Raw genomic sequence first — 24,365 nt, forward strand, 5'->3', positions numbered from 1 at the left:
TTGGATAAAAGCCATTACAGTAATCAATACTAGTTTAGAAAAGGGTGGAATTTTTGGAGGTGAGGCATTTGAAACAGCTTACAATGAAAGAACTTTCCTTTATAGAAGATGAAATTAGAGCGGAAGAAATATTAGGTAAAACAATCAACTGGTGTGCTTCTCTTTGTGATGATCAAGCTTTAAAAGAAGAGTTAGAACAAATGGCTGAACAACATCAATTAAACGTAGCTGCTTTATCACAATACTTTAACCAATCAAAAATGATTCAATAAAGGAGTGGGAACATGCCAAACAATATGGAAGGACGCGGATTAACAGACCGAGAAATGGTACAGCTTTGTTTGGAATTAGAAAAGGGAAGGTGTAAAAGCATCAGCAGTACGATGTTAGAGGCATCTCATAAGGAACTCCGAAATATATACACAGATTGTCTTGAAAAGGCAAAAAACAATCATTATCGTCTTTATGAAATAATGGATGAAAAAGGCTGGTACAAAACAGAGTTGGCAACAACAGAACAAATGGTGAAGGTGCAGGAATATATGCAAAATAATTTACATCCAGATCACCAATTTTGAGAAAACATGAAAGAAAGAGTAGATATCTACTCTTTTTTGATGAACCTCAGTAGTAAGCAATTGGACAAGATGAAGATCCGATTTGAACTGAATGATCTTCGGAAAAATTTGTTGGGTGATATCCGTTATAATAGGATTCTTCCTGATACGTAGCAAATGAAGAATAGGCAGGAAAACTCCAAAAAGATGTTAGAGACCTTAAAAAGGTATAAGGATGAAAAAACACATTGACACTCCTCTCTTTTTATCTTCTATAGTGTATGGCCTATTTAAGAAATGGGTGCTAGCCATACATGGTTTTATCACCTTTGGACATAATGAGAAAGAATTCATGTTATTCAAGATGTTTGAATAAAAAGGGGTGTGAACATGAAAAAAAATCAAAACAATGAATCAGCTAAAGTTGCTGGAAAAATGTATGAGGTGGAAGATTACCAAGCAAATGATACATTATCTTCAGGGTTAGCAACAACACATGAGCAAGTATCAGATGCGTATATGGAAGGCGAAGTAAACGCTGTAATTGATGATGTTGATGGTGAAGATGTTCAAGTGAAAAGAGAGGGCTACAAAAATCAGTAAAAAATGTAGAAAGAGGTTCAGAACGAAATTTGTTCTGAACCTTATTTATTTGTGTTCTGATTATTTTTGTAAATATTTTACAAAAATAAAGGGTATAATATAAATAGGTATATGGATGCGAACCTCTATCTGATGAAGATCCCGGGAAGTATTCATTGAAATTTTATGAGAGAAGGTAATGAAAGTTTGCGCCAACCAAAGGAAGTCTTATTATGGAGTATTGCATTCCCAGGTTTCGGCCAGTTCTTAAATAAGAAATATGCAAAAGGAATAATTTTAATCGTACTGGAGTTTGTTATCAATATAAACGGAAATTTTAATACGGTCATTATTCATAGTTTTTATGGGGATATACAAGAGGCGATTAGACAAACGAACTTTCAATGGCTTTTGTTCTATCCTTGTGTATATTTTTTTTCAATATGGGATGCGTATAAAGATGCTGGCGGTGGGAGAGAGAAGTTTTCCTACATTCCATTTGTTACAAGTGCTTGGGCAGTGACAATTGGCCTTATCTATTCTACAAGTGGAGAAATTGGGAATATTTTCGGCACCATTTGGTTTCCTATGATGTGTGTCATTCCTGGTATTATTGTTGGATGGATTGTGAAAAAAATATTAAAAAGTAGGAATTAAACACTTTTTCAATTCATGCTTTTGTAATTGTAATTGGCAGATTGATCGAACAGTTAATAAATGGTGGCATTTGGTTCCTATAACCTAGACATGCTTTCTCATACTAGTAGAGAAGATCATGTAAAAGGGAAAGGGGAGAATATGATGTTTTATCATGTAAAGGAATTGCAATACAATGCAAAACCAAGTGAACCAGATCCTGTCTATGCAAAAAAACTGCAAGAGGTCCTTGGTGGTCAGTTTGGTGAAATATCTGTTATGATGCAATATCTGTTTCAAGGATGGAATTGTCGAGCAGAAGGGAAATATCGAGATATGCTTTTAGACATTGGAACAGAGGAAATGGCCCATGTTGAAATGCTTGCCACAATGATTGCTCAATTATTAGATGGCGCACCTGTTCAAGACCAGGAGGAAGCGGCGAAGGATCCAGTTATTGAAGCTGTTTTAGGTGGAATGAACCCCCAACATGCGATAGTTAATGGTCTTGGAGCCCAGCCTAACGATAGTGTTGGTTATCCTTGGACTGCCCGTTACACGATTGCAAGTGGAAATTTATTAGCAGATTTTCGAGCAAATTTAAATGCGGAATCTCAAGGCAGGTTGCAAGTATGTCGCCTATATGAAATGACAACAGATCCTGGAGTTAGAGACATGCTTTCGTTCTTAATTGCCCGTGATACAATGCATCAAAACCAATGGATGGCAGCGATTGAGGAAATCGAGCAAACACAAGGTTCAATCGTCCCAAGTAATTTTAATCAAGAATATGAAAAGCAAGAAGTATCTTATTCATTTATGAACTTCTCGCAAGGCGAGGAAAGTAGCGAAGGTAGCTGGGCAAATGGATCAAGTTTAGATGGACAAGCAAACTTCGAGTATGTCCAAAATCCTGTAGCAATGGGACAAAAGCCAACTTTGAATCCAGGTCCTGCCTCTTTACATGGGACAAACCCTAAGGAGTTAAGAATAAAACAAGGACTAGGGAAAATGGAACCACTAAAATAATGATAAAAATGTGGACAGCCTCCTTAAATAGGGCTGTTCACAATTAGAAAGGAGAATTGAGATGGAGAAAGATCATTTAGGTAGAAATTTAAGTCTAAATGGAAATAGAAAAGAAGAACATCTAGAAATCAGTACAACCGGTTTTGGGTTAGAATCAGTAATAACATCAACTTTAGCTGATAAACAAAAAAATTCAAAAAAAGTACCTAGTCGTGCTAAAAAAATGTAATTGCTCCACCATATTGAAATTCGACGGGGAGCAAGTTTTCATATGTAAATGATTCAGCCAAAATTTCGTATTATCGAAAATCTTTCATATCTTCAAGCAAATCTGTAGAGTTAACACCTTCTTCAACTACTAACTTCAAGTCTTTTTTAAATGGTAGGGTATATAATGAAAGGATAGAAGTTGCGTCATATTTTCGATCGTCACTATGAATCCATATGTCGAAAGGATATTTTGACGCAATTTTGTTTAATTTTGGTATTTGATCTTTATCGGATAATTTAAAATGAATGACCATGTCATCAACCTCCTCCTTTTAGAATTATAATTTAATAATTCTAAATTGCAAGAAAAATTAGGTATTTTTAATGTTAAAAATATGAGTCTACCAAAATGTACCTGTTGATCAACCTCCGTTGTCAATGGACCAAATGATATTATTATTCCAACTTTTCTAAGGTGGATATTTCATTGAAATTCATCCTGATGTTGACTATAATCGACAGTAAGAGACATTTTTCTCACATACCTTTTTAACGATACATTAGAGTATTCAAAAATGCAACACAATGCCGTGAACGCATTTTTTTAAGTCACTTATTTACGGAAATATAGAAGAGACAGGGGAAAGAAAATGCGTTTAGTGAAATTAGATCACTGTCAATCCGGAATTAAATTAGGCAGATCTATATACAGTGAAAAAGGAAAAATTCTTTTAACTAAGGGTACGGAACTCACTGAGAGTTTTATTAAAAGATTGAAAAACTTAAATATTTATACAGTTTACATAGAAGATAAAGCCTCGGAGGGAATTGACATTGTTGAATCAATACCAGCAGAACTTTTAAATGAAGCAACAAATGTCATTACAGAAGGGTTAGAAACAATTGCAGAATTAAACGGAACAAAACCTACACTCCAAGCAATGATTGAGACAGATAAAACAGTACGAACTTTTCGAAACATCTTTAAAGATATTATGACATCCTTAATAGACAATCCTACTGTCCTTAATTTACTTGCCACAACAAAGATACACGAAAATCATGTTTATACACATAGTTTACATGTCACGATCTATTCATGTCAGCTTGCGATAAAAAATGGTTTGCCTGCTAAACAGATCGAGGAAATCGGTTTAGGTGCATTATTACATGATATAGGCAAGATTTTTGTGCCTCCAGAAATATTAAATAAACGAGGAAAACTTAATGAAGAAGAATTCCTGCATATGAAGGCACATTCAGAATTGGGGTTTGATATTCTTCGAAAGGTACATGAAATACCATTGGTTGTTGCACATTGTGCCTTGCAGCATCATGAAAGAATCGATGGGAAAGGTTATCCAAGGGGAATCAAGGGAGACAAAATTCACCCTTATGCGAAAATTTTAAGTGTAGCTGATGTTTTTGATGCTGTAACAAGTCATAGAGTTTATCGATCAGCTATGTTGCCCCATCAAGGAATGGAATTACTTTATTCAGGTAGTGGAACACAATTTGACACAAAGCAATTAAGGCTGTTTAAAAATTGTATTGCGATCTACCCGCAAGGACTTACAGTTAAATTAAATGATGGAAGAGCAGGAATTGTTACGAAGTATCATTTCCATTCAGTAGGAAGGCCGATTATTCGAATCATTAAAGATGAAGAAGGCCAAGACATTTCTCCATATGAAATTGACTTATCAGAGCATGGGAACTTGACTTTGGAAATTGTAGAGGCAGATGCATTGTTATAATGGGAAAATGACTTATAAACTTATGAAAAGTAAGCTTATAAGTCATTTTTTGTTTTAAAAAATATAAAAAGAATGACTTAGAGAAGGTAAAAGTCATTCTTAGTATTTTAGATGGTTACTTTTCATCATTAGGAGGTATAATGCATCCATCATCAGTGCAAACATCTTGAACCGAAGTTGTTAGATCTTCAAACACTGGTTTTTGATGCTCCTCTTCCCAAACCTTTTTAAGTGCACCTGAGAATGTTTCGGGTGACTGGGCACCTGAAATCGCATATTTTTGATTGATTAGAAAGAAAGGCACACCTTGAATACCATATTGCTGTGCTTGTCTTTGATCATTTCGTACCTCTTGTTCATAATCCGCTTCGTTTGATAAAACTTCTACTGCTTTTTCTCTATCAATTCCTGATTCTTCAGCAATAACAGCTAGTGTGTGGATATCACCAACATTTTTAGATTTCGTAAAGTACGCTGATAATAGATTTTCTGTTATTTCTTTATCATTTCCGATTGTTTTAGCATACTTTGCTAATCGATGAGCATGAAACGTGTTTGTCGGCTTCATATTTTCATAATCAAAAGCTAACCCAAGTTCAGCTGCTTGTTCGATTATGCCTTTGTTCATTTGCTTCATTTGTTCTGCAGTAGTACCGTATTTTGCTGCTAATGCTTCATATATGCTTTGTTCAGAATGTGTTGGTGCATGTGGGTCTAATTCAAAACTTTTATATTCTATTTCTACTTGATCCTTATGTGGGAAATGTTCAAGTGCTGCCTCTAATCTTCGTTTTCCAATATAACAAAATGGACAGACAAAATCAGACCAAATTTCAATTTTCATTTTAGGTCACCTCTATGTTTTAATGAAGCTATTTTAGCAATATGGTCATGAACGATGCAAATAGTTGAACTTATGTATCATCTATGGCTTGGAAATGAAGGATCTTTGAAATACTCTGTGGCATGTTTATTGGAACGAATATGCAAGACTCCTGTGGGTGCTCATTATAGGCACCTGGGTACCTCCTGTAGTGGAAATCACCTGTTTAGAACACTTTTATAAAGCAACAAAGATTGTGAAGTCAGACTTTAATCGACACTTATTTCGTGAAAAAAGTCAACTTCTGCGCTTACCCAGGAAATGTTTCAACCTTTATGGCATATTTAATGTTCCAGAACAATGAAATGCTAACAGAATTTAAACAAACGTTTAATTAACTATTAAAATCAATAAAATAAGAATATTCTTCAAATTAGGGTTGCAGTTCATTTGAAATATGGTATGATATAGGTAATTCAAAAGGCTATGTGTAACTGGCGAAACACGGATTACCGTGAGGGAGCACATAGTGTCGAAGCCGTTCGCCTGGGCAAAGGTAAGGGAGATAAATCCCTTGCCTTTTTCTGTTTAATAGGTAGGATGTTTATGTCGATTTATGATATAATTCCATTATCCTATTAAAATAAAAATATTCATAAAATTTTAAAAACACCCGAAAAGAGGAGAGTTCAATGAGTACAACAACATTAGAAAAAGTAAAAACAATTAAAACCTTAAACAATATTGCCGAAGTTGGTTTAAACGTTTTTAGCAAAGGCAACTATGCGATTGACAATGATAGTGAAAATCCTGATGCGATTGTTTTACGTAGCTATAATATGCACTCAATGGAATTTGCAAACAATTTAAAAGCTATTGCTCGTGCTGGTGCGGGAGTAAATAATATTCCTGTTGATAAATGCACAGAGCAAGGAATTGTCGTTTTTAATACACCAGGTGCAAATGCAAATGCTGTTAAAGAAATGGTTTTAACTACACTTATGGCTTCTTCTCGTAACCTATTCGCTGGTGTTGCATGGACAAAATCATTAGAAGATGAAGGAGATCAAATTCCGAAGCTTGTAGAAGCAGGAAAGAAACAATTTGTCGGAAAAGAGATCAAAGGGAAAACACTTGGTGTTATCGGTTTAGGTGCAATCGGTGCACTTGTCGCAAACGATGCACTAGGGTTAGACATGGACGTAATTGGTTTTGACCCATTCATTTCCGTTGATACTGCTTGGAATTTATCTCGTAAAGTACAACGTGCAATGAGTCTTGAGCAATTATTTGCAAACTCTGATTACATTACAGTTCACGTTCCATTAACTCCAGATACAAAAGGCATGTTCAATGAAGAAACATTCGCGATTATGAAAACGGGTGTTCACATTTTAAACTTCTCTCGTGGAGAGTTAGTAAATGAAGAGGACATGAAAGCAGCTCTTGAGAGTGGGAAAGTAGGAAAATATGTAACAGATTTTCCAAATGAAAATGTGTTGAAAATGAAAAATGTCGTTCCGATTCCACACTTAGGTGCTTCAACGAAGGAATCTGAAGAAAACTGTGCAATTATGGCTGCTCGTCAAGTGAAGGATTTTTTAGAGACTGGAAATATTAAAAACTCTGTAAATTTCCCAAATGCGTCACTACCATACACTGGTAAGCGCCGTGTTGCGACATTCCATAAAAATGTTCCAAACATGGTTGGCCAAATCACACAGGCGATCTCTAGCTATAATTTAAATATCGCAGACATGGTGAACAGAAGCCGTGGGGATTATGCTTACACGATGATCGACATCGACAACGAAGTAAACGGCGATATTATTCCTCAACTTGAAGAACAAATTACAAAAATTGAAGGAATTGTAACAACTCGTTTAATTTAATATATCTGATTGTTTAAAAGACTGCTGTTGATAAAACAGCAGTCTTTTTCTGTTTCCTAAAAAAGAATTGAATTCCTGTTACAGAGAAGGCTAAGCATATAAGTTTGTTTCTGAAGTTTAAATTGTTACTATAGAATCGTAACTTAATGAAGAAAGGAAAGTAGAAATGTCAAATATACAAATTCCTGTTTCAGTCTTAAATTTAGTTCCTATTCGTGAAGGTCAGGATAGCAAAGCTGCGGTCGAATCAATGGTTGATTTAGCTCAGGCAACAGAAGCGATGGGTTATTCTCGTTATTGGATTGCTGAGCATCATAATACATCAACATTGGTAAGTTCAGCGACTTCCATTTTAATTAAACATACATTAGAACATACAGAAAAAATTCGCGTTGGATCAGGCGGAATTATGCTGCCGAATCATTCACCATTAGTTGTAGCAGAACAATTCGGAACAATGGCAACTATCTATCCTAATCGATTGGACTTAGGCCTTGGTCGAGCACCTGGCACAGATATGATGACAGCTAGTGCCTTAAGAAGATCACAAAATGATTCAGTCTATACATTTCCTTATGATGTGAATGCATTGCTCACATATTTTGGACCTTTAGAAAAACAAGATTATGTTAAGGCATATCCTGGAGTTGGAACGGACATCCCAATTTATATTCTTGGTTCGTCAACAGATTCAGCTTATTTAGCAGCAAAACTGGGCTTACCATATGTGTTTGCTTCACATTTTGCACCAAGATATATGGAAGAGGCCATTTCTATTTACCGTAGTCGTTTCCAACCATCTGAATACTTAGACAAACCATATATGATGGTTTGCTTAAATGTTATTGCAGCAGAGAGTGATGAAGAAGCAAGAAGAGAGCAAACGACGATGCAGCAATTTTTCCTAAATGTGGTGAGAGGTACACAAAATCCGTTGCAACCGCCAGTAGAAACCATGGAAAATATTTGGCAGCCACATGAAAGAGAAATGGCACTTTCAATGTCGAGTGTCACACTATTAGGTTCAAAGGATTCAATTAAAGAACAACTAACAAGTTTTCAAGAAAAATACAATGTAGACGAAATCATGGCTGTATCATATATTTTCGATCCTGAAAAACAAAAACGCTCATATGAAATATTAAAGGAAGTTGTTGATGGGAAATAACAAGTAAAGCAAACCTATTTCAAGGTTTGCTTTATAAATATCGGAAAAAATAAACATGATGAAAACCATGAGTACCTGGTGTCATATATGGTACTTGCCATAGGCCTGGAATCGTTGCCGGGTGTGTATGGCCAGGAAAATAATAATGAGCATAACCGTAGCCATTGTAACCAGGGTGAAGGCCTGTTACGATTGTATATCGCATCGCTAACTCCTTTACTCGTAATAACTTATAGTATGAAAAAAGCGTGTAAACTGGTAACAGTTTTTTACGCTTTTTTTGGTAGGAATAGGATATCGCTTGGGATGTATGTGATAACGGTCGATTTTTAATTTGTTGCATAATTAGGCTTGAGGAGAGGGATACATGACTTCTAATTTACAAGTAAGAGTCATTTTAGACCATTAGGTGGAACAATCATTTAAACTGCCTTTGGAATGAGGGTCTTTTGATCGTGACATTTTGTATTTTCCTTACCCTAGCAACTCTTATCTTCCTGTTTTTGCAAAAGCGATTGATGGTTAAGGCTAATACTGGAAAAACAAAAAGCAATAAGAAGGTCGTAATTAAATGGCAAAGCAATCTAGATATCTGTAAGTTTTTAATGTTTACTGAATATCATTTTACACTTAAGAGCAAATAATGTGAGATTACAAAATAGTTGTATGAAACGATGGCTTAAACATGAACTTGGGTGTTGAAGCTTTAAAGCTTATTGCACAGGAGCATACTTGACCAATCTGGCCCATCATGTTACCATAAGGTCACATAACAAATATGTGACTAAAAGGTAACATGTGACACAAATAAATCTGACGATAGGAGAGGGAAATGGAAGAAGAACTTTCCAGTGTTTTTAAAGCGTTGGGACACCCGATTCGCAGGCAAATACTTGATATTCTTAAACAATCACCTAAAACAACAGGTGAATTAAATGAATCGTTTCCAGAAGTTACAAGATATGCGATTATGAAGCATTTAACGATTTTAGAAGAAGGAAAATTGATTCTTACACGACGTAAAGGCAAATATAAACTAAATTATTTAAACGCTGTCCCCCTTCAAGAAATGTATAATCGTTGGGTCGGAAAGTATATGCAATCAACAGCAAATTCACTAATAAATCTACGGTCAATCGTAGAACAAAAAGGAGACGTACAGAATATGACAGATGTGAATAAGGATTTTCAAATTGAACAAGAAATATTTATTGAAGGAACTCGTGAAGAAGTGTTTGATGCACTTACAAAAAAAGTTGAGGATTGGTGGGAATTTCGCTTAGCCCCAAAACAAGTTCAATCTCATTTTACGTTCGACCCTACTCCAGGAGGTCAATTTATGGAAAGATGGGGAGAGAATTCTGGTGCAGTTTGGGGGACAGTTTACTTTGTAAATGCGCCAGAGGAAATACGTGTACAAGGTCATTTAGGAATGCAAGGAGCCGTAAACAGTGCATATACCTATAGACTACTTGAAAAAGATGGAGGAACACTACTTCAGCTTTCACATACTGCATCAGGAGTCATCCGTGAAAATTGGGAGGAAGACCATAAGAATGGTTGGGAATATCTCCTTGGAACATTATTGAAAAATTACGTAGAAAAAAAATAATAGACATAAGCCGGAGGAATTCAAGATGGTAGATGTAGTAACAGATATAGAAATCAATCAACCTATTGATGTTGTTTCAAACTATGCCGCAAATCCAGCTCATGCACCAAAATGGTATGTGAATATTCATTCTGCAGAGTGGAAAACACCAAAACCTCTTACAATTGGAAGTCAAATTGCCTTTAAAGCGAACTTTCTAGGAAGAGAACTAGCGTATGTGTACGAAATTGTGGAGTACGAACCAGGAAAAAAATTAGTGATGAAAACAGCAACTGGGCCATTTCCAATGGAAACCACGTATACATGGGAAGAATTAGACAAAAATCGGACGAGGATGATCTTACGGAATAAAGGAATTCCTAGTGGTTTTTCTAAGCTTTTTACTCCTTTTATGTCAATGATGATGAAAAAAGCAAATAATAAAGACTTAAAGAAAATAAAAGAAATTCTTGAAACATAGCGACTCATAGGAACATCCATTTCTTTAGGGATGTTCCTATGAGTCATTTTACTACAAAGAATTTAGAAAAAATAATAGAATGAAGTAAGTGTTATCATGTAGTCATAAATACCTAATTGATATACATAGTAACTATTAGTGTAAGGAGGAAAACGTATGGAGATCGGCATTAGTACATTTGTTGAAACAACACCGGATGTAAAAACCGGTAAAGTTATAAGTCATGCGCAACGAATTCGGGAAGTTGTTGAGGAAATCATTTTAGCTGACCAAGTAGGATTAGATGTTTTTGGTGTCGGTGAGCATCATCGGGAAGATTTTGCAGCATCAAATCCTGCGATCATCTTAGCGGCGGCTGCCCCGCAAACGAAAAACATTCGATTAACAAGTGCTGTAACAGTTCTTTCCTCAGCAGATCCTGTTAGAGTATTTCAAGACTTTGCAACACTCGACGGAATTTCCAACGGTCGGGCTGAAATTATGGCAGGGCGCGGCTCATTTATTGAATCATTCCCATTGTTTGGCTATGACTTAAAAGACTATAATGAATTATTTGAAGAAAAGCTCGAACTTCTTTTAAAAATCAGAGATTCTGAGAAAGTAACTTGGAGAGGTGGTCACAGGCCAGCAATTCAGAACAGGGGAGTGTATCCTAGACCCGTTCAAGATCCGCTTCCAGTATGGATTGGAAGCGGAGGAAACTCTGAATCAGTAGTTCGTGCCGGAATCCTTGGCTTGCCATTAGTGTTGGCAATTATTGGAGGAAGTCCCCTTCAATTTGAGCCGCTAGTTCAATTATATAAAAAGGCTGTCGCACATGCAGGCCATGACATCTCAAAACTATCTGTTGCATCCCACTCACACGGCTTTATTGCAGAAACAACTGAAGTGGCAGCGGATAAATTTTTCCCTTCCACACAACAAGTGATGAATAAACTAGGAAGAGAACGCGGGTGGGGTCACTATGACAGAGCAAGCTTTGATGCTGCAAGAAGCCTAGAAGGTGCACTATATGTAGGAGACCCTGACACAGTTGCAGAGAAAATTATCCACCTTCGCAAGAACGTAGGCATAACTCGGTTTATGCTCCATGTACCTGTAGGATCAATGCCACATGATGATGTGATGGGAGCAATTGAGTTATTAGGAAAAGAAGTAGCACCAAGAGTTCGTGAAGAAATCGCCCAGTGGGAAGCTCAAGGTGGAGAGAAATAACAATCCTAGCAAAAAAGCACTTCGTAACGAAGTGCTTTTTTATGTAGAACGATTATTTATTTTCTAGTTCCTTTATTTTTTTGTTTTTCATTTTCAGCTTTAAAAGCTGATTCTGTTTCATGATCATTTCTTTGTTGCTCAATACTTGAATTTTGAATTCCTTTTTTCACTTAGGAGACACCACCTTTCAAAGTATCGAAATAAAATTCATGTTTGCTTTCATTATTATGGTAATTTTTGAAAAGATTATACGGTTATAGAAAATAAATTACAAAAGGATTTTTTGTTGTAAGTCAGTTAAAATTTATTGAAAAACAATAAATATTAACTTAAACTGATGGTAGTGAAAAAAATTGATATGGAAAATGAGGGGAGAAAATATGACAACATTATTATTTTTCGGAATAATTGCCATCATCATAATGATGATCTTTAAAAATCAAATATGGAATGTTTTTGGTGAAAGAAATCCGCTTGTAAAAAGATTAGTAAAAGGAAAGTGGTTTCAAAATCATTGGTTAGCAGGATTGAGTTTATTTGGAATAAATGCAGGTTTGTTTTTTCTAACAATTGCACTATTGTATTTGCTTATGTATTTGATGATTCCATATATTCACTTGGGTATCATGGCTTTGGCTGTAATTGCAAGTCTCTATGTCTGGATTGTAATCAATAAAGCTTGGAATGGAACGAAAAGAAATCGATTAAAACTGGGTGCTGTGGGAAGTAGTTTTTACTTTTTAGTAACTATAGTTTTTGTCTATATGATCATGACTTTAGAGCCTCATTATCCTGGTGAAGATACATTTATGAGGTTTATTGGCTTATTTTTTGCTGCGTTTGTAACAACAGTTGCCTTTTTCACATGTTTTATGATGACAGGGTTTTCGAAAATTAAGAGAAATGCCTAAAATTAGCGGGTAAAAATGAGCGTCGCGCACACTTATTTTCGATTCTTGCTTCTTATTAACAATTTTCAAAAAATATTTAATGATTTTGACGATATATTTTCGATTTTCAAAATTTATTTACGATTAGATAAAATTCGACAAAATTAGAGTGAGTTCATTCCTCTTAAAATGGTTGTAAGTTCCAATTTTTTAAAATAAAATGTTTATATGGACATATATTCATATTTAGGAGGTGTTTTAACTGTACGATACAATCATAATAGGAGCGGGCCAAGCTGGACTTGCTGTTGGATATTATCTAAAGAAAACGTATCAACACTTTATCATTTTAGAAAAGGGCGATGAAGTAGGAGAGAGTTGGAAAGAAAGGTACGATTCATTGGTTTTATTTACCCCTCGCATGTATAGTTCATTACCTGGTATAAATTTTGACGGAGAACCACAAGGCTTTCCGACAAAGGATGAAGTCGTAACTTACTTAAAAAATTATGCAGAAACATATGATATACCCATTCAATTTCAAACTGAAGTGGTGAACGTAACAAAAATGAACAGACATTTTTTAGTAAGAACACAAACAAATGAATATGTCGCTAAAAATCTTGTTGTAGCAACTGGTCCATTTCAAACACCAACGATCCCAAAACTATCAGCAAAGTTATCAAAAAGCATAAACCAATTTCACTCATCAGATTATAGAAATCCCAATCAATTGGGCAATGGAAATGTCCTCGTAGTAGGAGGAGGAAATAGCGGTACACAAATAGCAGTTGAATTATCAAAGGAAAGAGAGACCTTTTTAGCTGTTAGTAAAAAATTAAGTTTTCTCCCTTTAATCCTTGGAAATAAAAGCATATTCTGGTGGTTTGATAAAATAGGAATCTTAAAAGTAACAAACAAATCTTTGATTGGGAAACTCATTCAAAAAAGAGGTGACCCTATATTTGGTTTTGAATTAAAAGAGGCCATAAGACAAGGGGAAATCACGATTAAAAAACGTGTAATTGATGGGAACAAACACCAAGTTGTTTTTGAAGACTTAACAACACTGGAAGTTCGCAATATTATCTGGGCTACAGGTTTTAAAGCGGTTTTTCCTTGGTTGAAAATAGATGGTGTATTGAATAAGGATGGAAATGTCATCCATAAGCGAGGTGTCACAAACACCAAGGGGTTGTATTTTATCGGTCTATCATGGCAATATCGCCGTGGCTCTGCCTTACTACAAGGGGTTGGATCTGATGCAGAGTATATTGTTGGAAAAATAAACAACCATTCATAATTAGTAGTGACATGACGATATGATCATTTGAAAGTACACTCCCTTTCCAACTGCATAGGATAGTTTTAGAACCTATGAAGGGATTGAGAAAATATGTACTTTGTTCCTTATGTGTATCCAAATCATTATCCTTATTATGTTGCTTCACCGTTTGTTAACTATAGAGGGTATTGGAATGATCATGGAATCAAGGAAACAAACAAATTGAATAGAAGAGTGCCGAAAGTAGACTATGGAACAAAACCATTTGTTGTAAATATTAATAAAGCAACAAAGCAAAATAATACATTTCGTACAGCGTTATGGACAGGAAAACATTTGCAGGTTACGTTGATGAGTCTCAATGTTGGCGAGGATATTGGATTAGAAATCCATCCGAATGTTGACCAATTCTTACGTATTGAACAAGGGCAGGGATTTGTTCAGATGGGGAAAAGCAAAAACAATTTAAACTATAAACGAAATGTATATGAGGATTCGGCCATTATGATTCCTGCAGGTACATGGCATAATCTCACAAATACAGGTAATTCTCCGTTAAAACTTTACTCTATCTATGCTCCGCCTAACCATCCATTTGGTACTGTTCATGCTACCAAAGAAGAGGCATTAGCCGAAGAAAACAACAGACAGATATTTGATAATCGTTTTTGTGAATAAAAGAAAGTGTGCTCACTTGCGTTTCTTCTTATAAAGAACCGCTTTTTTCTTTTTAGTGTCTTTTTGTAAAAAGGATTAGTGTTTTTTATCTTGCCATAGCTATAACAATTCCTTCATACTAAAGTCAATAGAAAGATAGAAAGAGGTGCAGGATCGTGTCTGTCGTTAGAAATAAGGCAACTAAAAATAAAAAACGTAAAAAAGAAATAACCTTCATCCAAATTCTTCGGCCCGCCTCTTTTATCATCATTGGTTTGCTCATTGTCCATATTTACTATTTATCGACAATTGATCAATTGCTTCCACAAATAATGAAAATATATATGGAACTTATTCATTTTGTCCAATCAATCCCAACATCGATTTTACTGATCATCGGGTATACACTGTTTATTTTTTATATGGGTTATATCGTAGGGAAAAAGACGAAATCATAAAAAGGAGATTACATATGCTGTGGCTATTATTATGTATTATTGGTTTGTTAGGAGGAATGCTTGGAAGCCTTGTGGGACTTGGCGGCGGAATTATCATTGTTCCGGCTTTATTATATATCGGAAATTATACAAGCCTTTTACCTCCAATAACACCACAGTTTGCGGTTGGAACTTCCATTATCATTTTAATTGTGACAGGTCTTTCTTCAACAATTGCGTACATGAGGCAAAAAGCGGTCTATTTTAAAGCAGGGTTGATCTTTTTTATTGGCAGTGGGCCTGGAGCTTATGTAGGAGCTCTTGTAAATAAAGCAATCGAACTGAATCTTTTTTACATATGCTTTGGTCTATTTATCATCCTCATTTCTATTCTGTTAAGTATTCAAAAATATTTGGAGCCTAAATCAAAGCAACTAGGTTCTGTACAAAATTTTGAAGATGAACATGATGTCCATCATGCATTATATTTTCACCCTATTTTAGCGGTTGTGATCGCTTTTTTTGTTGGGATATTGTCTGGTTTATTTGGAATAGGAGGAGGTTCCCTTATGGTACCAGCAATGCTGCTATTTTTCCGATTCCCAGCTTCAGTTGCAGTAGCTACTTCAATGTTTATGGTGTTTTTATCATCGATTATTGGTTCGATTGCACATATTCAACTTGGTAATGTCGAGTGGCCATGGGTATTGGGATTGGCACCAGGAGCTTGGATTGGTGCTAAGCTTGGGGCTTATGTCAATCGTCGACTCAAAGATGGAACAATTATTTTGATCTTAAGATTGATTTTAGTTGTGGTAGGGATCCGGTTGATTTTTCAAGGGGTATAAATATTGTAAGTTTTTAAATTCCTTTAGGGCTTATCCTTAAAGGATTTTTTAATATCAATACAAAACATCACAAAAATAGATAAATACTATTAAGAACGGACAGACTATAAAATAATAATTTACATATGAAAATGAAAAACCTCAGTTAAAGCTTTAGTAGGAGGGAAAAAAGTGAAGGTAGGTTTAATCGGTTTAGGTAAGATGGGTTTAAATATTAGTAAAAATTTAATTGACCACGGCCATGAAGTTGTTGCGTTTGATATTAATGAACAAGCCGTTGATGAGATTAAACAATATGGAGCTCAAGGTACATCTAATTTAGAAGAACTAGTACAATCACTTGATAGCCCTAGAATTGTATGGTTCATGGTCCCACATAATGTTGTTGATCAGGTTATTAATGACTTGAAACCACTGCTCTCAAGCGGGGATATCGTCATTGAAGCGGGAAATTCCCATTATAAAGAGTCAATGCGTCGATATGATGAGTTTAAAGAAGTAGGTGTTAGCTACCTGGATTGTGGGACGTCAGGCGGAATGGAAGGCGCTCGAAATGGAGCAAACTATATGATCGGCGGGGACAAGGATGCCTGGGAAATTGTTGAACCAATCTTCCGTGACACCGCAGTTGAAAAAGGATATTTATATACAGGAAAATCAGGTAGCGGCCATTTCTTAAAAATGGTTCACAATGGTATTGAATACGGTATGATGGCAGCGATTGGGGAAGGATTCGAGGTCCTTGAAAAAAGTCAATTTGATTATGACTATGAGAAAGTCGCAAGAGTATGGAGTAATGGCTCTGTCATTCGATCATGGTTAATGGAACTAACCGAAAATGCATTCTCGAAAGATGCTAAATTAGATGAAATAAAAGGGGTTATGCACTCTTCCGGTGAAGGAAAATGGACTGTAGAGGAGGCCCTCGATCTTCAAACAGCAACACCTGTTATTGCACTATCATTAATGATGAGATATCGCTCTCTGGAAGCAGATACGTTTACTGGTAAGGTGGTTGCAGCATTAAGGAATGAGTTTGGCGGACATGCAGTGGAAAAAAAGAAGTAATAAAAATGAGAAACATTCAAATCCCGGTATACCAACGTAATGGTATACCTTTTTTTAATACTTTGCATTTACCCTATGGTCATACTTCTCCCTTATACGTTTTATATCTTCTCTTGGCGGGAGGCCGAACATACGGGAATATTCACGGCTGAACTGTGATGGACTTTCGTAACCTACTCGAAATGCGACATCAGCAGCATCTTTTGACTCGGATAATAATAGGCGTCTTGCTTCCTGTAGTCTTAGTTGCTATTGGAATTGAATCGGTCTCATAGCAGTGATCTCTTTAAAGTGCCTATGTAACGAAGAAACACTCATATTTGCTAATTCGGCAAGTTCCTCAATTCGAAGAGAGCGGTCAAAGTTATTCATGATATGGTTAATAATGTCTCTGATACGAGAGGTTTCGCTTCCTAATAAATGGTTGATGATTTATAAAAGTGGTTGGACGGAAAAATATTAGTATGGAAAAATTAACCTCAAATGTTTGACAATTTACTTTTATAAGGTGTATAGTGATTATATTAACTTAATAGTTTGATAATTTCTTATCAAGAGAGGTGGAGGGACTGGCCCTTTGAAGCCTCGGCAGCGGACTTTTATAAGGTACTGTGCCAATTCCAGTAGCATTTTGCTAGAGATAAGAAGAGATAGGTATATTGTTGTTGGTGATCCCCTCTTCTTATTTTAGAAGAGGGGTTTTTGATTTTTTTTGAGGGATGTTATTCTCTACAGTTAAATCGATAGGGTGTTAATCTATCTTTTTTTCCTAGTTTACATAGATGGATAGGTTAACGATATACATAAGAAGGTTATGCTGTAGGTATTAATTTCAACTATATTTTAAGGGAGAGAGATTTATTATGACAAAAACATTAGTAAAAGCTCCATTTAGAGCAGACCATGTAGGAAGTTTATTACGTCCAGAGAGAATTCATAGGGCAAGAAAGGAATTTCATGAGGGGATTCTTTCTGCTCAACAATTACACGATATTGAAACAGAGGAAATCAAAAAAGTAGTAGACAAGCAAATCGAAGTAGGATTAAAAGCAGTTACGGATGGTGAGTTTCGACGCAGATTTTGGCATACAGACTTTTTAGAGCATCTATATGGTGTCGAGGGCTATGTGCCAAGCCATGGATTTAAATTTAATGGTGAAGAAACGGAAAGATACGATGTTCGTGTTATTGGGAAAATTTCATTTAACCCGGATCATCCACATATTAAGGAGTTTATTGAATTTAAAGAAATCGTAGGGGACCGTGCAGTTGCAAAACAAACAATTCCTAGTCCAAATCAGTTATTTAATGCCGGTATCCGTAATCTGGACATTTATCCAGACATTGAAGATTACACAAATGATGTCATTCAAACATACCGTGATGCAATTAAAGCATTTTATGATGCCGGCTGTCGTTACTTACAGTTAGACGATGTGTACATTGCTGGTCTGAATGCACCTGAAATTCCATTCAATGATAGCGGCTATTCACGTGAAGAATTAATTGATTTAGCATTACGTGTTGTAAATGGAGTTTTAGAAGATAAACCAGAAGATCTCGTTATCACAACTCATCTTTGCCGTGGTAATTACCGTTCAACCTGGGCATTTGAAGGCAGCTACGCTAAAATCGCTCCAACATTATTTGCCAAGGAAAAGGTAAACGGATTTTTCTTAGAATATGATGATGATCGTTCAGGAGATTTCAAGCCTTTAGAACACATCCCAAATGGAGGACCTCAAGTCGTTCTTGGTGTTTTCACATCGAAATATGGTAAGTTAGAGGATAAAGAAAACATTAAAGCTCGTGTAGAAGAAGCAACAAAATATGTACCATTAGAGCAATTATGTATTAGTCCACAATGTGGCTTTGCTTCTACTCATCATGGAAATATCCTAACAGAAGAAGAGCAATGGGAAAAGTTAAAGTATATCGTAGATATTTCCAAAGAGATTTGGGGATAATAAAGAAAGCGAACATCACCACTCGATGTTCGCTTTCTTTATTATGATTCAATTTTATAGTAATATTAAAAGCTATTTAGAACTTACATATAATCATAAACAGAATCTTCAAAATAGAGCCAGTGATAATATTCAATTTGTGCATCTGACATTTCTGAAATTTGTTTTTCACTGAATTTTTGTTTGTCTAATAAATTTTTCACTTTTGAATCTCTGGCTACTTTGCTCATTTTAAATCCTCCTTATGTATGAAAACCAAGAATAAATCTATTGTTGTAAACGCTTTCTTTAACTTCTTGATTTTATTATATATCTCAAATTGAGATAAAACAAATATCAATTTGATATGATTTTTCGAAAACTAATATAGAATTGTTATTTATCGTTAAAGACAACTGTGGATATATTAAAAAAACTTGTCTTTCGGTAAAAAATAATGGCGATTTTATGGTCATATAAAAAATCGCCTTTGGCTTTTTACCAAGGCGAATTTTGATAAATTCTCTCCAATTAATAAAACAATCATTTCATCCCATAAAGTCCATATTTAATAAGATCATTAATGATTTCAGCCATTTCCTTTGGTGATTTATCCATTCCATTGTTAAGCCATGTCTTGGTTGCATAAATGCTCCCGCTTATAATGAATGTGCTTAAATACTCAGAGAGATCGTCACTCATATGTTTATCAGTTTTAAAGTTTTTCATAAAGAAATCCTGGGCAAAAATCATTACTTTCTTTTGAAATGTCGTGTCTATATTTTCGTTGAGGAGAGTTTGGCATACTTCATGCTTAGAAGCGAAGTATTCTAACAACTTTTCGATCATCTGGCGATCATCTTCATCTTTTTCAAAGTTACATTGGCTTAGATAGCCGGTCATATCGTTAATAATTTCGTTTTCGATTTTGTCAAGAAGATCAAATTGATCGGTGTAATGGGAATAAAACGTAGATCGATTAATATCAGCTTGTTCACAAATCTCCTTAACTGTAATGGTAGAAATCTGCTTTTCCTTTAGATGCTTCATAAGACTATCCTTTAAGACCATTTGCGTATATTTTTTACGACGATCTAGCTTTGAAGCAGACATAGTCATCACCTTTTTCATTTGCGATTTCCAACACTTTTCATGAATGTGTTGTTCAAATAACGGATGTATCTAAACTGATTGTTGAATAGCCAACACCGTGTCAATATAATGATAGAGTGAACAAGAAAATATAGCAAGAGAGGGTGGAAATTTATAAATATCACAACACATATTATTAAACACAAAAAAGCAGTTGTTATCACTTTCATGATCCTTAGTATCATCTGCTCTCTAGCAACATTAACTGTATCGGTAAACTATGATATGACAGATTACTTGCCAGAGGATGCTCAGTCAACAATCGCGATGGAGATTATGGAGGAAGAGTTTGAGGGAAGTGTTCCGACGAATCGGGTCATGATCAATGATGTGACCATCCAGGAAGCTCTTGCTTTTAAAAAGGAACTGGCAGCCATAGATGGTGTATCAGATGTTACATGGTTAGATGACGCGATTGATATAAAAGCTCCACTCGAAATGGCTGATGAAGAGGTTGTTGAAACCTATTATAAGGATGGTAAAGCGTTATTTTCGTTCAGCATTCGTGATGGGGATGAAGTAGCGATTACCGATGAAATTTATGACCTTATTGGTGAAGAAAACGCTATGGCAGGGGAATCTCTTAATACGGCTACACAACAAAAAATGGCTGGAACAGAATCAATGTATGCAGCGGCTTTATTAGTTCCGATTATTATCATTATTTTAGTTGTTTCCACAACTTCCTGGGTTGAACCATTATTATTTTTAACGGCCATCGGTGTATCAATCTTAATTAATATGGGTACGAATATCTTTCTTGGTGAAGTTTCTTTTGTCACTCAATCGGTTGCCCCAATCTTGCAGCTTGCTGTATCACTTGATTATGCTATTTTCCTGCTTCATAGTTTTTCAGATTATCGAAAGAGAATAGCTGATCCTCAAGAAGCAATGCAGCTTGCAATGAAGAAATCTTTTTCTGCGATCACGGCTAGTGCGTCAACCACATTTTTTGGGTTTATTGCATTATCCTTTATGAACTTTGAAATTGGTTCTGATTTAGGGATCAACCTAGTAAAAGGGATTTTGCTTAGCTTTATAAGTGTAATGGTCTTCTTACCTGCACTTACTCTATTGTTTTATAAATGGATAGATAAAACCCAGCATAAGCCACTACTTCCTGGCGTAAAGAACAAAGGAAATGCTGTGATAAAATTGAAGATTCCAAGCTTGCTTCTAGTCTTCTTACTAATAGTACCGGCATTTCTAGCACAAAGTGAGACGGATTTTATCTATGGTATCGGGGACCAACCGGAAGAAACTAGAGCTGGAAGTGATTTGGCGAAAATAAAAGAAAACTTTGGTGAAAGTACACCACTTGTGTTACTTGTGCCAAAAGGAGATATTGCCAAAGAAGAGGAGTTAGTCCAAGAGTTAGAAAGCATTAAGCATGTGTCTAGTGTTCTAGCTTATGTCAACACGGTCAGCACGGCAATTCCTCCTGAATATTTGGATCCATCTGTAACAGAGCAGTTTTATTCAGAAAATTATTCTCGAATGATTCTTCAAACAGAAACGAAAAACGAGGGAGAAGAGGCGTTTCAGTTAATCGAACAAGTCCAAAATACGGCAGAAAACTATTACGATAATGTCTATTCTGTTGGAGAAAGCGTGACATTGTTTGACATAAAAAATACGGTCCAAAGTGATAATAAATTGGTGAATTTTTTGACCATTATCACAATTGCACTTGTCCTGATCGTCACGTTTAAATCGATTTCAATTCCTATAGTGCTCCTTCTGACGATCCAAACAGCTGTTTGGATTAATCTCTCGGTTCCATACTTTACGGATTCTTCATTAGTTTATGTCGGGTACTTATTGATTAGCATTATTCAGCTTGCGGCGACAGTTGATTATGCCATTCTTTTAACAGATTGTTATAAAGAGTATCGAGAGGAAATGTCTGCACTTGAAGCGATGAAGAGAACAGTTGATGAGAAGATCTTCTCAATTGGAATTTCAGGTGCTATTTTATCGAGCGTAGGGTTTATATTATGGATAACATCCTCAAACCCGATCGTTTCTTCAATCGGATTACTGCTAGGAAGAGGGGCACTGCTTGCCTTTATTATGGTCGTTTTCTTCCTGCCGGCTATGTTCATGGCTTTCGATAAACTAATAACCAAAACAACGTGGAAAGCACATTTTTATAAGGAGGGAAATGATGAAGAAAAGTATAAATAAACTTCTACTTGTCTTGACAACAACCATTATTGTTATACCTTCTTTACCTGTATCAGCTGCAACAGACGACAGCAAATCAAATAGTCATTCTTCTCAAGAATCAGGAGAAATTTCATCAAAAGATGAAGTTGTCTATGCAAAGCTAAGTGCCACTGGAGAAAGACAGGAGGCGTATGTTGTCAACATTTTAGAGATAGAAAAGCCGGGTGAAATCGTTGATCATGGACCGTATACGAGTTTGAAAAACTTAACAGACTTAACACAGTTAGAACAAAAAGAAGATACGGTCGAATTTACCGCTGATTCAAAGGGGAAATTTTATTATCAAGGTAATATGAAGGAAGAACCATTGCCATGGAACGTTTCCATTATTTATTTATTAGATGGGAAACAAATGAATCCTGATGAATTGGCAGGAAAAAAAGGGCATGTACAAATTGTGATCAATACATCTGCAAATGGTCAAGTAGATCCGGTGTTTTTTGAGAACTACCTAGTGCAAATATCTCTCTCCCTCAATACAGACATTTACAGCAATATCGAGGCACCGGATGGGATGATTGCAAATGCAGGAAAAAACAAACAAGTAACATATACCGTCATGCCTGAAAAAGAGGAAAAGCTAACACTTGAAGCTGATGCTCTCGATTTCGAGTTAGATGGGATCGATATCACAGCCATTCCATCATCTATGCCAATTGATGCACCAAATATTGATGATATGACGGGGGATATGGAAATCTTAACAGATGCAATAAATGACATTAACAATGGAGTTGGAGAATTAAAAGATGGAGTAACGGAACTAAATAATGGAGTGAATGAGCTGCGCGACGGTTCACAGCAGTTTAAAGATGGAATGTCGGCAATAAACGGGTCTTCTACAGAGCTGATTGGTGCTTCCAAAAGCATTCAGCAAGCACTGGAAACGTTGAATACATCTCTTGGTATCAGCTCGGAAGAAATGGGCCTTGATGATTTGAAGAAACTAGAAGAGGGCCTTGGCCAAATTTCAGGTGGACTAAGAGAAACTGTTAAAGGCTTAAATAGCTTTAATGAAAGTTACTCCAAAGCATACAATGAGTTAAATCAAGCAATGGAGGCTATTCCTGAACACGAGATTACGGAAGATGAAACTAGACAGTTATATAGTAGCGGGGCAGATCAGGAAGTACTAGATCATTTACTTGAAACATATACTGCTGCACGTACGGCAAAGGGAACCTATTTGGCTGTAAAAGAAGCATTTGATGCAGTAAGCTCGACATTAAAACAAGTTAATGGTTCTTTAACAGAAATGGCGAACAATCTTGATACGATGTCAAACGGTATTTCATCTTCACTTGATCAGATGGATGTAGCTTCATCATTTGCACAATTACAGGAAGGAATTAATAAATTATCTGCCAACTATAGTGAATTCCATTCAGGCTTAGTAGATTATTCAAGCGGTGTAAGTCAGTTATCCAGCTCCTATGCTAAGCTGCACACTGGGATCGGAGAGCTTTCTAAAGGAACAGGTGATCTAGAAACTGGTGTAGGCAAGCTTCATGACGGAACAGATGAACTGAATGAATCTACTCGTGATTTACCTGATCAAATGAAACAAGAAGTCGATCAAATGATCGCTGACTATGATAAATCTGATTTCGATGCAGTTTCCTTCGTATCATCCGAAAATGAACATGTAAACTCCGTTCAATTTGTCATGAAAACAGAAAGCATTAAAAAAGAAGAACAAGAAGAAACTGAAAAATCTGCAAAAGAAGAAAAAGGATTCTGGGCTCGTTTGAAGGGTCTGTTTTCTTAATTGAAATGTGGGACAGGTACTCTGTCCCGCATTTTTTGATTGGGGACAAGGAACCTGTCCCCAAGGACCACCAAAGGACCATCTTTTTCATTTTCCTATTGACCCTTTTCCTCATGAACCATAGAATAGAAATAATTAAAATTT

The 24,365-nt window shown here is 35.8% G+C and carries 27 protein-coding genes, 1 pseudogene and 2 riboswitches; of the genes and pseudogenes, 21 read left to right on the forward strand and 7 right to left on the reverse strand.

What is annotated here, in order from left to right:
* Positions 1 to 68: 68 nt before the first annotated feature.
* The 6 genes from AC4GZ8_RS02000 to AC4GZ8_RS02025 all read left to right on the forward strand — a co-directional run bounded on the left by AC4GZ8_RS02000 (position 69) and on the right by AC4GZ8_RS02025 (position 3,033).
* A complete protein-coding gene (locus AC4GZ8_RS02000) occupies positions 69 to 272 on the forward strand; it encodes a hypothetical protein (protein WP_491080125.1) in 204 nt (67 codons plus the stop codon).
* Positions 273 to 284: 12 nt separating this feature from the next.
* Positions 285 to 578, forward strand: a complete 294-nt coding sequence (locus AC4GZ8_RS02005) for a spore coat protein (protein WP_491080126.1) — start codon at positions 285 to 287, stop codon at positions 576 to 578.
* 369 nt (positions 579 to 947) lie between these two features.
* On the forward strand, positions 948 to 1,160 hold the full coding sequence (locus AC4GZ8_RS02010) for a YozQ family protein (protein ID WP_491080127.1): 213 nt from the start codon (positions 948 to 950) through the stop codon (positions 1,158 to 1,160).
* A 186-nt stretch (positions 1,161 to 1,346) separates the two neighbouring features.
* Positions 1,347 to 1,796 carry a hypothetical protein gene (locus AC4GZ8_RS02015; RefSeq protein WP_491080128.1) on the forward strand — a complete coding sequence of 150 codons (450 nt, stop codon included), beginning with the start codon at positions 1,347 to 1,349 and terminating at the stop codon, positions 1,794 to 1,796.
* Positions 1,797 to 1,940: 144 nt separating this feature from the next.
* The gene (locus AC4GZ8_RS02020) at positions 1,941 to 2,804 is read left to right on the forward strand and encodes a manganese catalase (protein ID WP_491080129.1); all 864 of its coding nucleotides are present in this window, start codon (positions 1,941 to 1,943) and stop codon (positions 2,802 to 2,804) included.
* Positions 2,805 to 2,865: 61 nt separating this feature from the next.
* On the forward strand, positions 2,866 to 3,033 hold the full coding sequence (locus tag AC4GZ8_RS02025; RefSeq protein WP_491080130.1) for a hypothetical protein: 168 nt from the start codon (positions 2,866 to 2,868) through the stop codon (positions 3,031 to 3,033).
* A 70-nt stretch (positions 3,034 to 3,103) separates the two neighbouring features.
* Here the strand turns inward: AC4GZ8_RS02025 and AC4GZ8_RS02030 are convergent, their stop codons facing one another.
* Entirely contained in the window at positions 3,104 to 3,328 is a 225-nt protein-coding gene (locus tag AC4GZ8_RS02030; protein WP_491080131.1) for an HPr family phosphocarrier protein, read from the reverse strand.
* A 336-nt stretch (positions 3,329 to 3,664) separates the two neighbouring features.
* Between AC4GZ8_RS02030 and AC4GZ8_RS02035 the strand changes: the two genes are divergently transcribed.
* The gene (locus AC4GZ8_RS02035; protein ID WP_491080132.1) at positions 3,665 to 4,771 is read left to right on the forward strand and encodes an HD-GYP domain-containing protein; all 1,107 of its coding nucleotides are present in this window, start codon (positions 3,665 to 3,667) and stop codon (positions 4,769 to 4,771) included.
* Between the two features lie 115 nt (positions 4,772 to 4,886).
* On the opposite strand, the gene AC4GZ8_RS02040 is transcribed toward AC4GZ8_RS02035, so the two are convergent.
* Positions 4,887 to 5,615: a DsbA family oxidoreductase gene (locus AC4GZ8_RS02040; protein WP_491080133.1), complete on the reverse strand. Its 729-nt coding sequence runs from the start codon at positions 5,613 to 5,615 to the stop codon at positions 4,887 to 4,889.
* A gap of 459 nt (positions 5,616 to 6,074) precedes the next feature.
* A riboswitch (ZMP/ZTP riboswitch) is annotated at positions 6,075 to 6,153 on the forward strand.
* Between the two features lie 133 nt (positions 6,154 to 6,286).
* Between AC4GZ8_RS02040 and AC4GZ8_RS02045 the strand changes: the two genes are divergently transcribed.
* Positions 6,287 to 7,486, forward strand: coding sequence for a phosphoglycerate dehydrogenase (locus AC4GZ8_RS02045; RefSeq protein WP_491080134.1), 1,200 nt, complete (start codon positions 6,287 to 6,289; stop codon positions 7,484 to 7,486).
* Between the two features lie 166 nt (positions 7,487 to 7,652).
* Positions 7,653 to 8,654: an LLM class flavin-dependent oxidoreductase gene (locus tag AC4GZ8_RS02050; RefSeq protein WP_491080135.1), complete on the forward strand. Its 1,002-nt coding sequence runs from the start codon at positions 7,653 to 7,655 to the stop codon at positions 8,652 to 8,654.
* Between the two features lie 31 nt (positions 8,655 to 8,685).
* Here the strand turns inward: AC4GZ8_RS02050 and AC4GZ8_RS02055 are convergent, their stop codons facing one another.
* On the reverse strand, positions 8,686 to 8,859 hold the full coding sequence (locus AC4GZ8_RS02055) for a hypothetical protein (protein ID WP_491080136.1): 174 nt from the start codon (positions 8,857 to 8,859) through the stop codon (positions 8,686 to 8,688).
* Positions 8,860 to 9,486: 627 nt separating this feature from the next.
* On the opposite strand from AC4GZ8_RS02055, the gene AC4GZ8_RS02060 reads away from it, so the two are divergent.
* From AC4GZ8_RS02060 to AC4GZ8_RS02070, 3 genes are all read left to right on the forward strand, one after another.
* On the forward strand, positions 9,487 to 10,266 hold the full coding sequence (locus AC4GZ8_RS02060) for an SRPBCC domain-containing protein (RefSeq protein WP_491080137.1): 780 nt from the start codon (positions 9,487 to 9,489) through the stop codon (positions 10,264 to 10,266).
* A gap of 25 nt (positions 10,267 to 10,291) precedes the next feature.
* Complete coding sequence (locus AC4GZ8_RS02065; protein ID WP_491080138.1) at positions 10,292 to 10,726, forward strand: SRPBCC family protein; 435 nt, start codon at positions 10,292 to 10,294, stop codon at positions 10,724 to 10,726.
* A gap of 156 nt (positions 10,727 to 10,882) precedes the next feature.
* A complete protein-coding gene (locus tag AC4GZ8_RS02070; RefSeq protein WP_491080139.1) occupies positions 10,883 to 11,941 on the forward strand; it encodes an LLM class flavin-dependent oxidoreductase in 1,059 nt (352 codons plus the stop codon).
* Positions 11,942 to 11,997: 56 nt separating this feature from the next.
* Here the strand turns inward: AC4GZ8_RS02070 and AC4GZ8_RS02075 are convergent, their stop codons facing one another.
* Entirely contained in the window at positions 11,998 to 12,111 is a 114-nt protein-coding gene (locus tag AC4GZ8_RS02075) for a biofilm-forming protein (protein WP_491080140.1), read from the reverse strand.
* 210 nt (positions 12,112 to 12,321) lie between these two features.
* Here AC4GZ8_RS02075 and AC4GZ8_RS02080 point away from each other — a divergent pair, with 210 nt between their 5' ends.
* The 6 genes from AC4GZ8_RS02080 to gnd all read left to right on the forward strand — a co-directional run bounded on the left by AC4GZ8_RS02080 (position 12,322) and on the right by gnd (position 17,126).
* On the forward strand, positions 12,322 to 12,852 hold the full coding sequence (locus AC4GZ8_RS02080; protein ID WP_491080141.1) for a hypothetical protein: 531 nt from the start codon (positions 12,322 to 12,324) through the stop codon (positions 12,850 to 12,852).
* 241 nt (positions 12,853 to 13,093) lie between these two features.
* Positions 13,094 to 14,134: a flavin-containing monooxygenase gene (locus AC4GZ8_RS02085; protein ID WP_491080408.1), complete on the forward strand. Its 1,041-nt coding sequence runs from the start codon at positions 13,094 to 13,096 to the stop codon at positions 14,132 to 14,134.
* Positions 14,135 to 14,227: 93 nt separating this feature from the next.
* Positions 14,228 to 14,794: a cupin domain-containing protein gene (locus AC4GZ8_RS02090; RefSeq protein ID WP_491080142.1), complete on the forward strand. Its 567-nt coding sequence runs from the start codon at positions 14,228 to 14,230 to the stop codon at positions 14,792 to 14,794.
* Positions 14,795 to 14,949: 155 nt separating this feature from the next.
* The gene (locus tag AC4GZ8_RS02095; protein WP_491080143.1) at positions 14,950 to 15,231 is read left to right on the forward strand and encodes a hypothetical protein; all 282 of its coding nucleotides are present in this window, start codon (positions 14,950 to 14,952) and stop codon (positions 15,229 to 15,231) included.
* Between the two features lie 14 nt (positions 15,232 to 15,245).
* The gene (locus AC4GZ8_RS02100) at positions 15,246 to 16,058 is read left to right on the forward strand and encodes a sulfite exporter TauE/SafE family protein (protein ID WP_491080144.1); all 813 of its coding nucleotides are present in this window, start codon (positions 15,246 to 15,248) and stop codon (positions 16,056 to 16,058) included.
* A 171-nt stretch (positions 16,059 to 16,229) separates the two neighbouring features.
* The gene (gene gnd, locus AC4GZ8_RS02105) at positions 16,230 to 17,126 is read left to right on the forward strand and encodes a phosphogluconate dehydrogenase (NAD(+)-dependent, decarboxylating) (protein ID WP_491080145.1); all 897 of its coding nucleotides are present in this window, start codon (positions 16,230 to 16,232) and stop codon (positions 17,124 to 17,126) included.
* A 54-nt stretch (positions 17,127 to 17,180) separates the two neighbouring features.
* Here the strand turns inward: gnd and AC4GZ8_RS02110 are convergent.
* Positions 17,181 to 17,540 (reverse strand): annotated as a pseudogene (locus tag AC4GZ8_RS02110) (helix-turn-helix domain-containing protein); the annotation flags it as partial.
* Between the two features lie 131 nt (positions 17,541 to 17,671).
* Positions 17,672 to 17,773: riboswitch (SAM riboswitch) on the forward strand.
* A gap of 216 nt (positions 17,774 to 17,989) precedes the next feature.
* Here AC4GZ8_RS02110 and AC4GZ8_RS02115 point away from each other — a divergent pair.
* Positions 17,990 to 19,093: a 5-methyltetrahydropteroyltriglutamate--homocysteine S-methyltransferase gene (locus tag AC4GZ8_RS02115; protein WP_491080146.1), complete on the forward strand. Its 1,104-nt coding sequence runs from the start codon at positions 17,990 to 17,992 to the stop codon at positions 19,091 to 19,093.
* Positions 19,094 to 19,176: 83 nt separating this feature from the next.
* Here AC4GZ8_RS02115 and AC4GZ8_RS02120 read toward each other — a convergent pair whose 3' ends face one another.
* Both AC4GZ8_RS02120 and AC4GZ8_RS02125 read right to left on the reverse strand, forming a co-directional pair.
* Entirely contained in the window at positions 19,177 to 19,323 is a 147-nt protein-coding gene (locus tag AC4GZ8_RS02120) for a BH0509 family protein (protein WP_491080147.1), read from the reverse strand.
* 292 nt (positions 19,324 to 19,615) lie between these two features.
* Positions 19,616 to 20,203, reverse strand: a complete 588-nt coding sequence (locus tag AC4GZ8_RS02125) for a TetR/AcrR family transcriptional regulator (RefSeq protein ID WP_491080148.1) — start codon at positions 20,201 to 20,203, stop codon at positions 19,616 to 19,618.
* 189 nt (positions 20,204 to 20,392) lie between these two features.
* Between AC4GZ8_RS02125 and AC4GZ8_RS02130 the strand changes: the two genes are divergently transcribed.
* Positions 20,393 to 22,411, forward strand: a complete 2,019-nt coding sequence (locus AC4GZ8_RS02130; RefSeq protein ID WP_491080149.1) for an efflux RND transporter permease subunit — start codon at positions 20,393 to 20,395, stop codon at positions 22,409 to 22,411.
* Complete coding sequence (locus AC4GZ8_RS02135; RefSeq protein ID WP_491080150.1) at positions 22,392 to 24,221, forward strand: YhgE/Pip domain-containing protein; 1,830 nt, start codon at positions 22,392 to 22,394, stop codon at positions 24,219 to 24,221. Before AC4GZ8_RS02130 ends, AC4GZ8_RS02135 begins: the two co-directional genes overlap by 20 nt.
* The last annotated feature ends 144 nt before the right edge of the window (positions 24,222 to 24,365 follow it).

It is taken from the genome of Metabacillus sp. RB-C-LZQ-3-1, assembly GCF_058315175.1.

What these genes read in the sequence shown, in the direction of transcription:
- AC4GZ8_RS02005 (WP_491080126.1), top strand. Translation starts at nt 285, where the DNA reads ATGCCAAACAATATGGAAGGACGCGGATTAACAGACCGAGAAATGGTA.
- AC4GZ8_RS02010 (WP_491080127.1), top strand. Translation starts at nt 948, where the DNA reads ATGAAAAAAAATCAAAACAATGAATCAGCTAAAGTTGCTGGAAAAATG.
- AC4GZ8_RS02020 (WP_491080129.1), top strand. Translation starts at nt 1,941, where the DNA reads ATGTTTTATCATGTAAAGGAATTGCAATACAATGCAAAACCAAGTGAA.
- AC4GZ8_RS02025 (WP_491080130.1), top strand. Translation starts at nt 2,866, where the DNA reads ATGGAGAAAGATCATTTAGGTAGAAATTTAAGTCTAAATGGAAATAGA.
- AC4GZ8_RS02030 (WP_491080131.1), bottom strand. Translation starts at nt 3,328, where the DNA reads ATGGTCATTCATTTTAAATTATCCGATAAAGATCAAATACCAAAATTA.
- AC4GZ8_RS02035 (WP_491080132.1), top strand. Translation starts at nt 3,665, where the DNA reads ATGCGTTTAGTGAAATTAGATCACTGTCAATCCGGAATTAAATTAGGC.
- AC4GZ8_RS02040 (WP_491080133.1), bottom strand. Translation starts at nt 5,615, where the DNA reads ATGAAAATTGAAATTTGGTCTGATTTTGTCTGTCCATTTTGTTATATT.
- AC4GZ8_RS02045 (WP_491080134.1), top strand. Translation starts at nt 6,287, where the DNA reads ATGAGTACAACAACATTAGAAAAAGTAAAAACAATTAAAACCTTAAAC.
- AC4GZ8_RS02050 (WP_491080135.1), top strand. Translation starts at nt 7,653, where the DNA reads ATGTCAAATATACAAATTCCTGTTTCAGTCTTAAATTTAGTTCCTATT.
- AC4GZ8_RS02055 (WP_491080136.1), bottom strand. Translation starts at nt 8,859, where the DNA reads ATGCGATATACAATCGTAACAGGCCTTCACCCTGGTTACAATGGCTAC.
- AC4GZ8_RS02060 (WP_491080137.1), top strand. Translation starts at nt 9,487, where the DNA reads ATGGAAGAAGAACTTTCCAGTGTTTTTAAAGCGTTGGGACACCCGATT.
- AC4GZ8_RS02065 (WP_491080138.1), top strand. Translation starts at nt 10,292, where the DNA reads ATGGTAGATGTAGTAACAGATATAGAAATCAATCAACCTATTGATGTT.
- AC4GZ8_RS02070 (WP_491080139.1), top strand. Translation starts at nt 10,883, where the DNA reads ATGGAGATCGGCATTAGTACATTTGTTGAAACAACACCGGATGTAAAA.
- AC4GZ8_RS02080 (WP_491080141.1), top strand. Translation starts at nt 12,322, where the DNA reads ATGACAACATTATTATTTTTCGGAATAATTGCCATCATCATAATGATG.
- AC4GZ8_RS02090 (WP_491080142.1), top strand. Translation starts at nt 14,228, where the DNA reads ATGTACTTTGTTCCTTATGTGTATCCAAATCATTATCCTTATTATGTT.
- AC4GZ8_RS02100 (WP_491080144.1), top strand. Translation starts at nt 15,246, where the DNA reads ATGCTGTGGCTATTATTATGTATTATTGGTTTGTTAGGAGGAATGCTT.
- AC4GZ8_RS02115 (WP_491080146.1), top strand. Translation starts at nt 17,990, where the DNA reads ATGACAAAAACATTAGTAAAAGCTCCATTTAGAGCAGACCATGTAGGA.
- AC4GZ8_RS02120 (WP_491080147.1), bottom strand. Translation starts at nt 19,323, where the DNA reads ATGAGCAAAGTAGCCAGAGATTCAAAAGTGAAAAATTTATTAGACAAA.
- AC4GZ8_RS02125 (WP_491080148.1), bottom strand. Translation starts at nt 20,203, where the DNA reads ATGAAAAAGGTGATGACTATGTCTGCTTCAAAGCTAGATCGTCGTAAA.
- AC4GZ8_RS02130 (WP_491080149.1), top strand. Translation starts at nt 20,393, where the DNA reads ATGATCCTTAGTATCATCTGCTCTCTAGCAACATTAACTGTATCGGTA.
- AC4GZ8_RS02135 (WP_491080150.1), top strand. Translation starts at nt 22,392, where the DNA reads ATGAAGAAAAGTATAAATAAACTTCTACTTGTCTTGACAACAACCATT.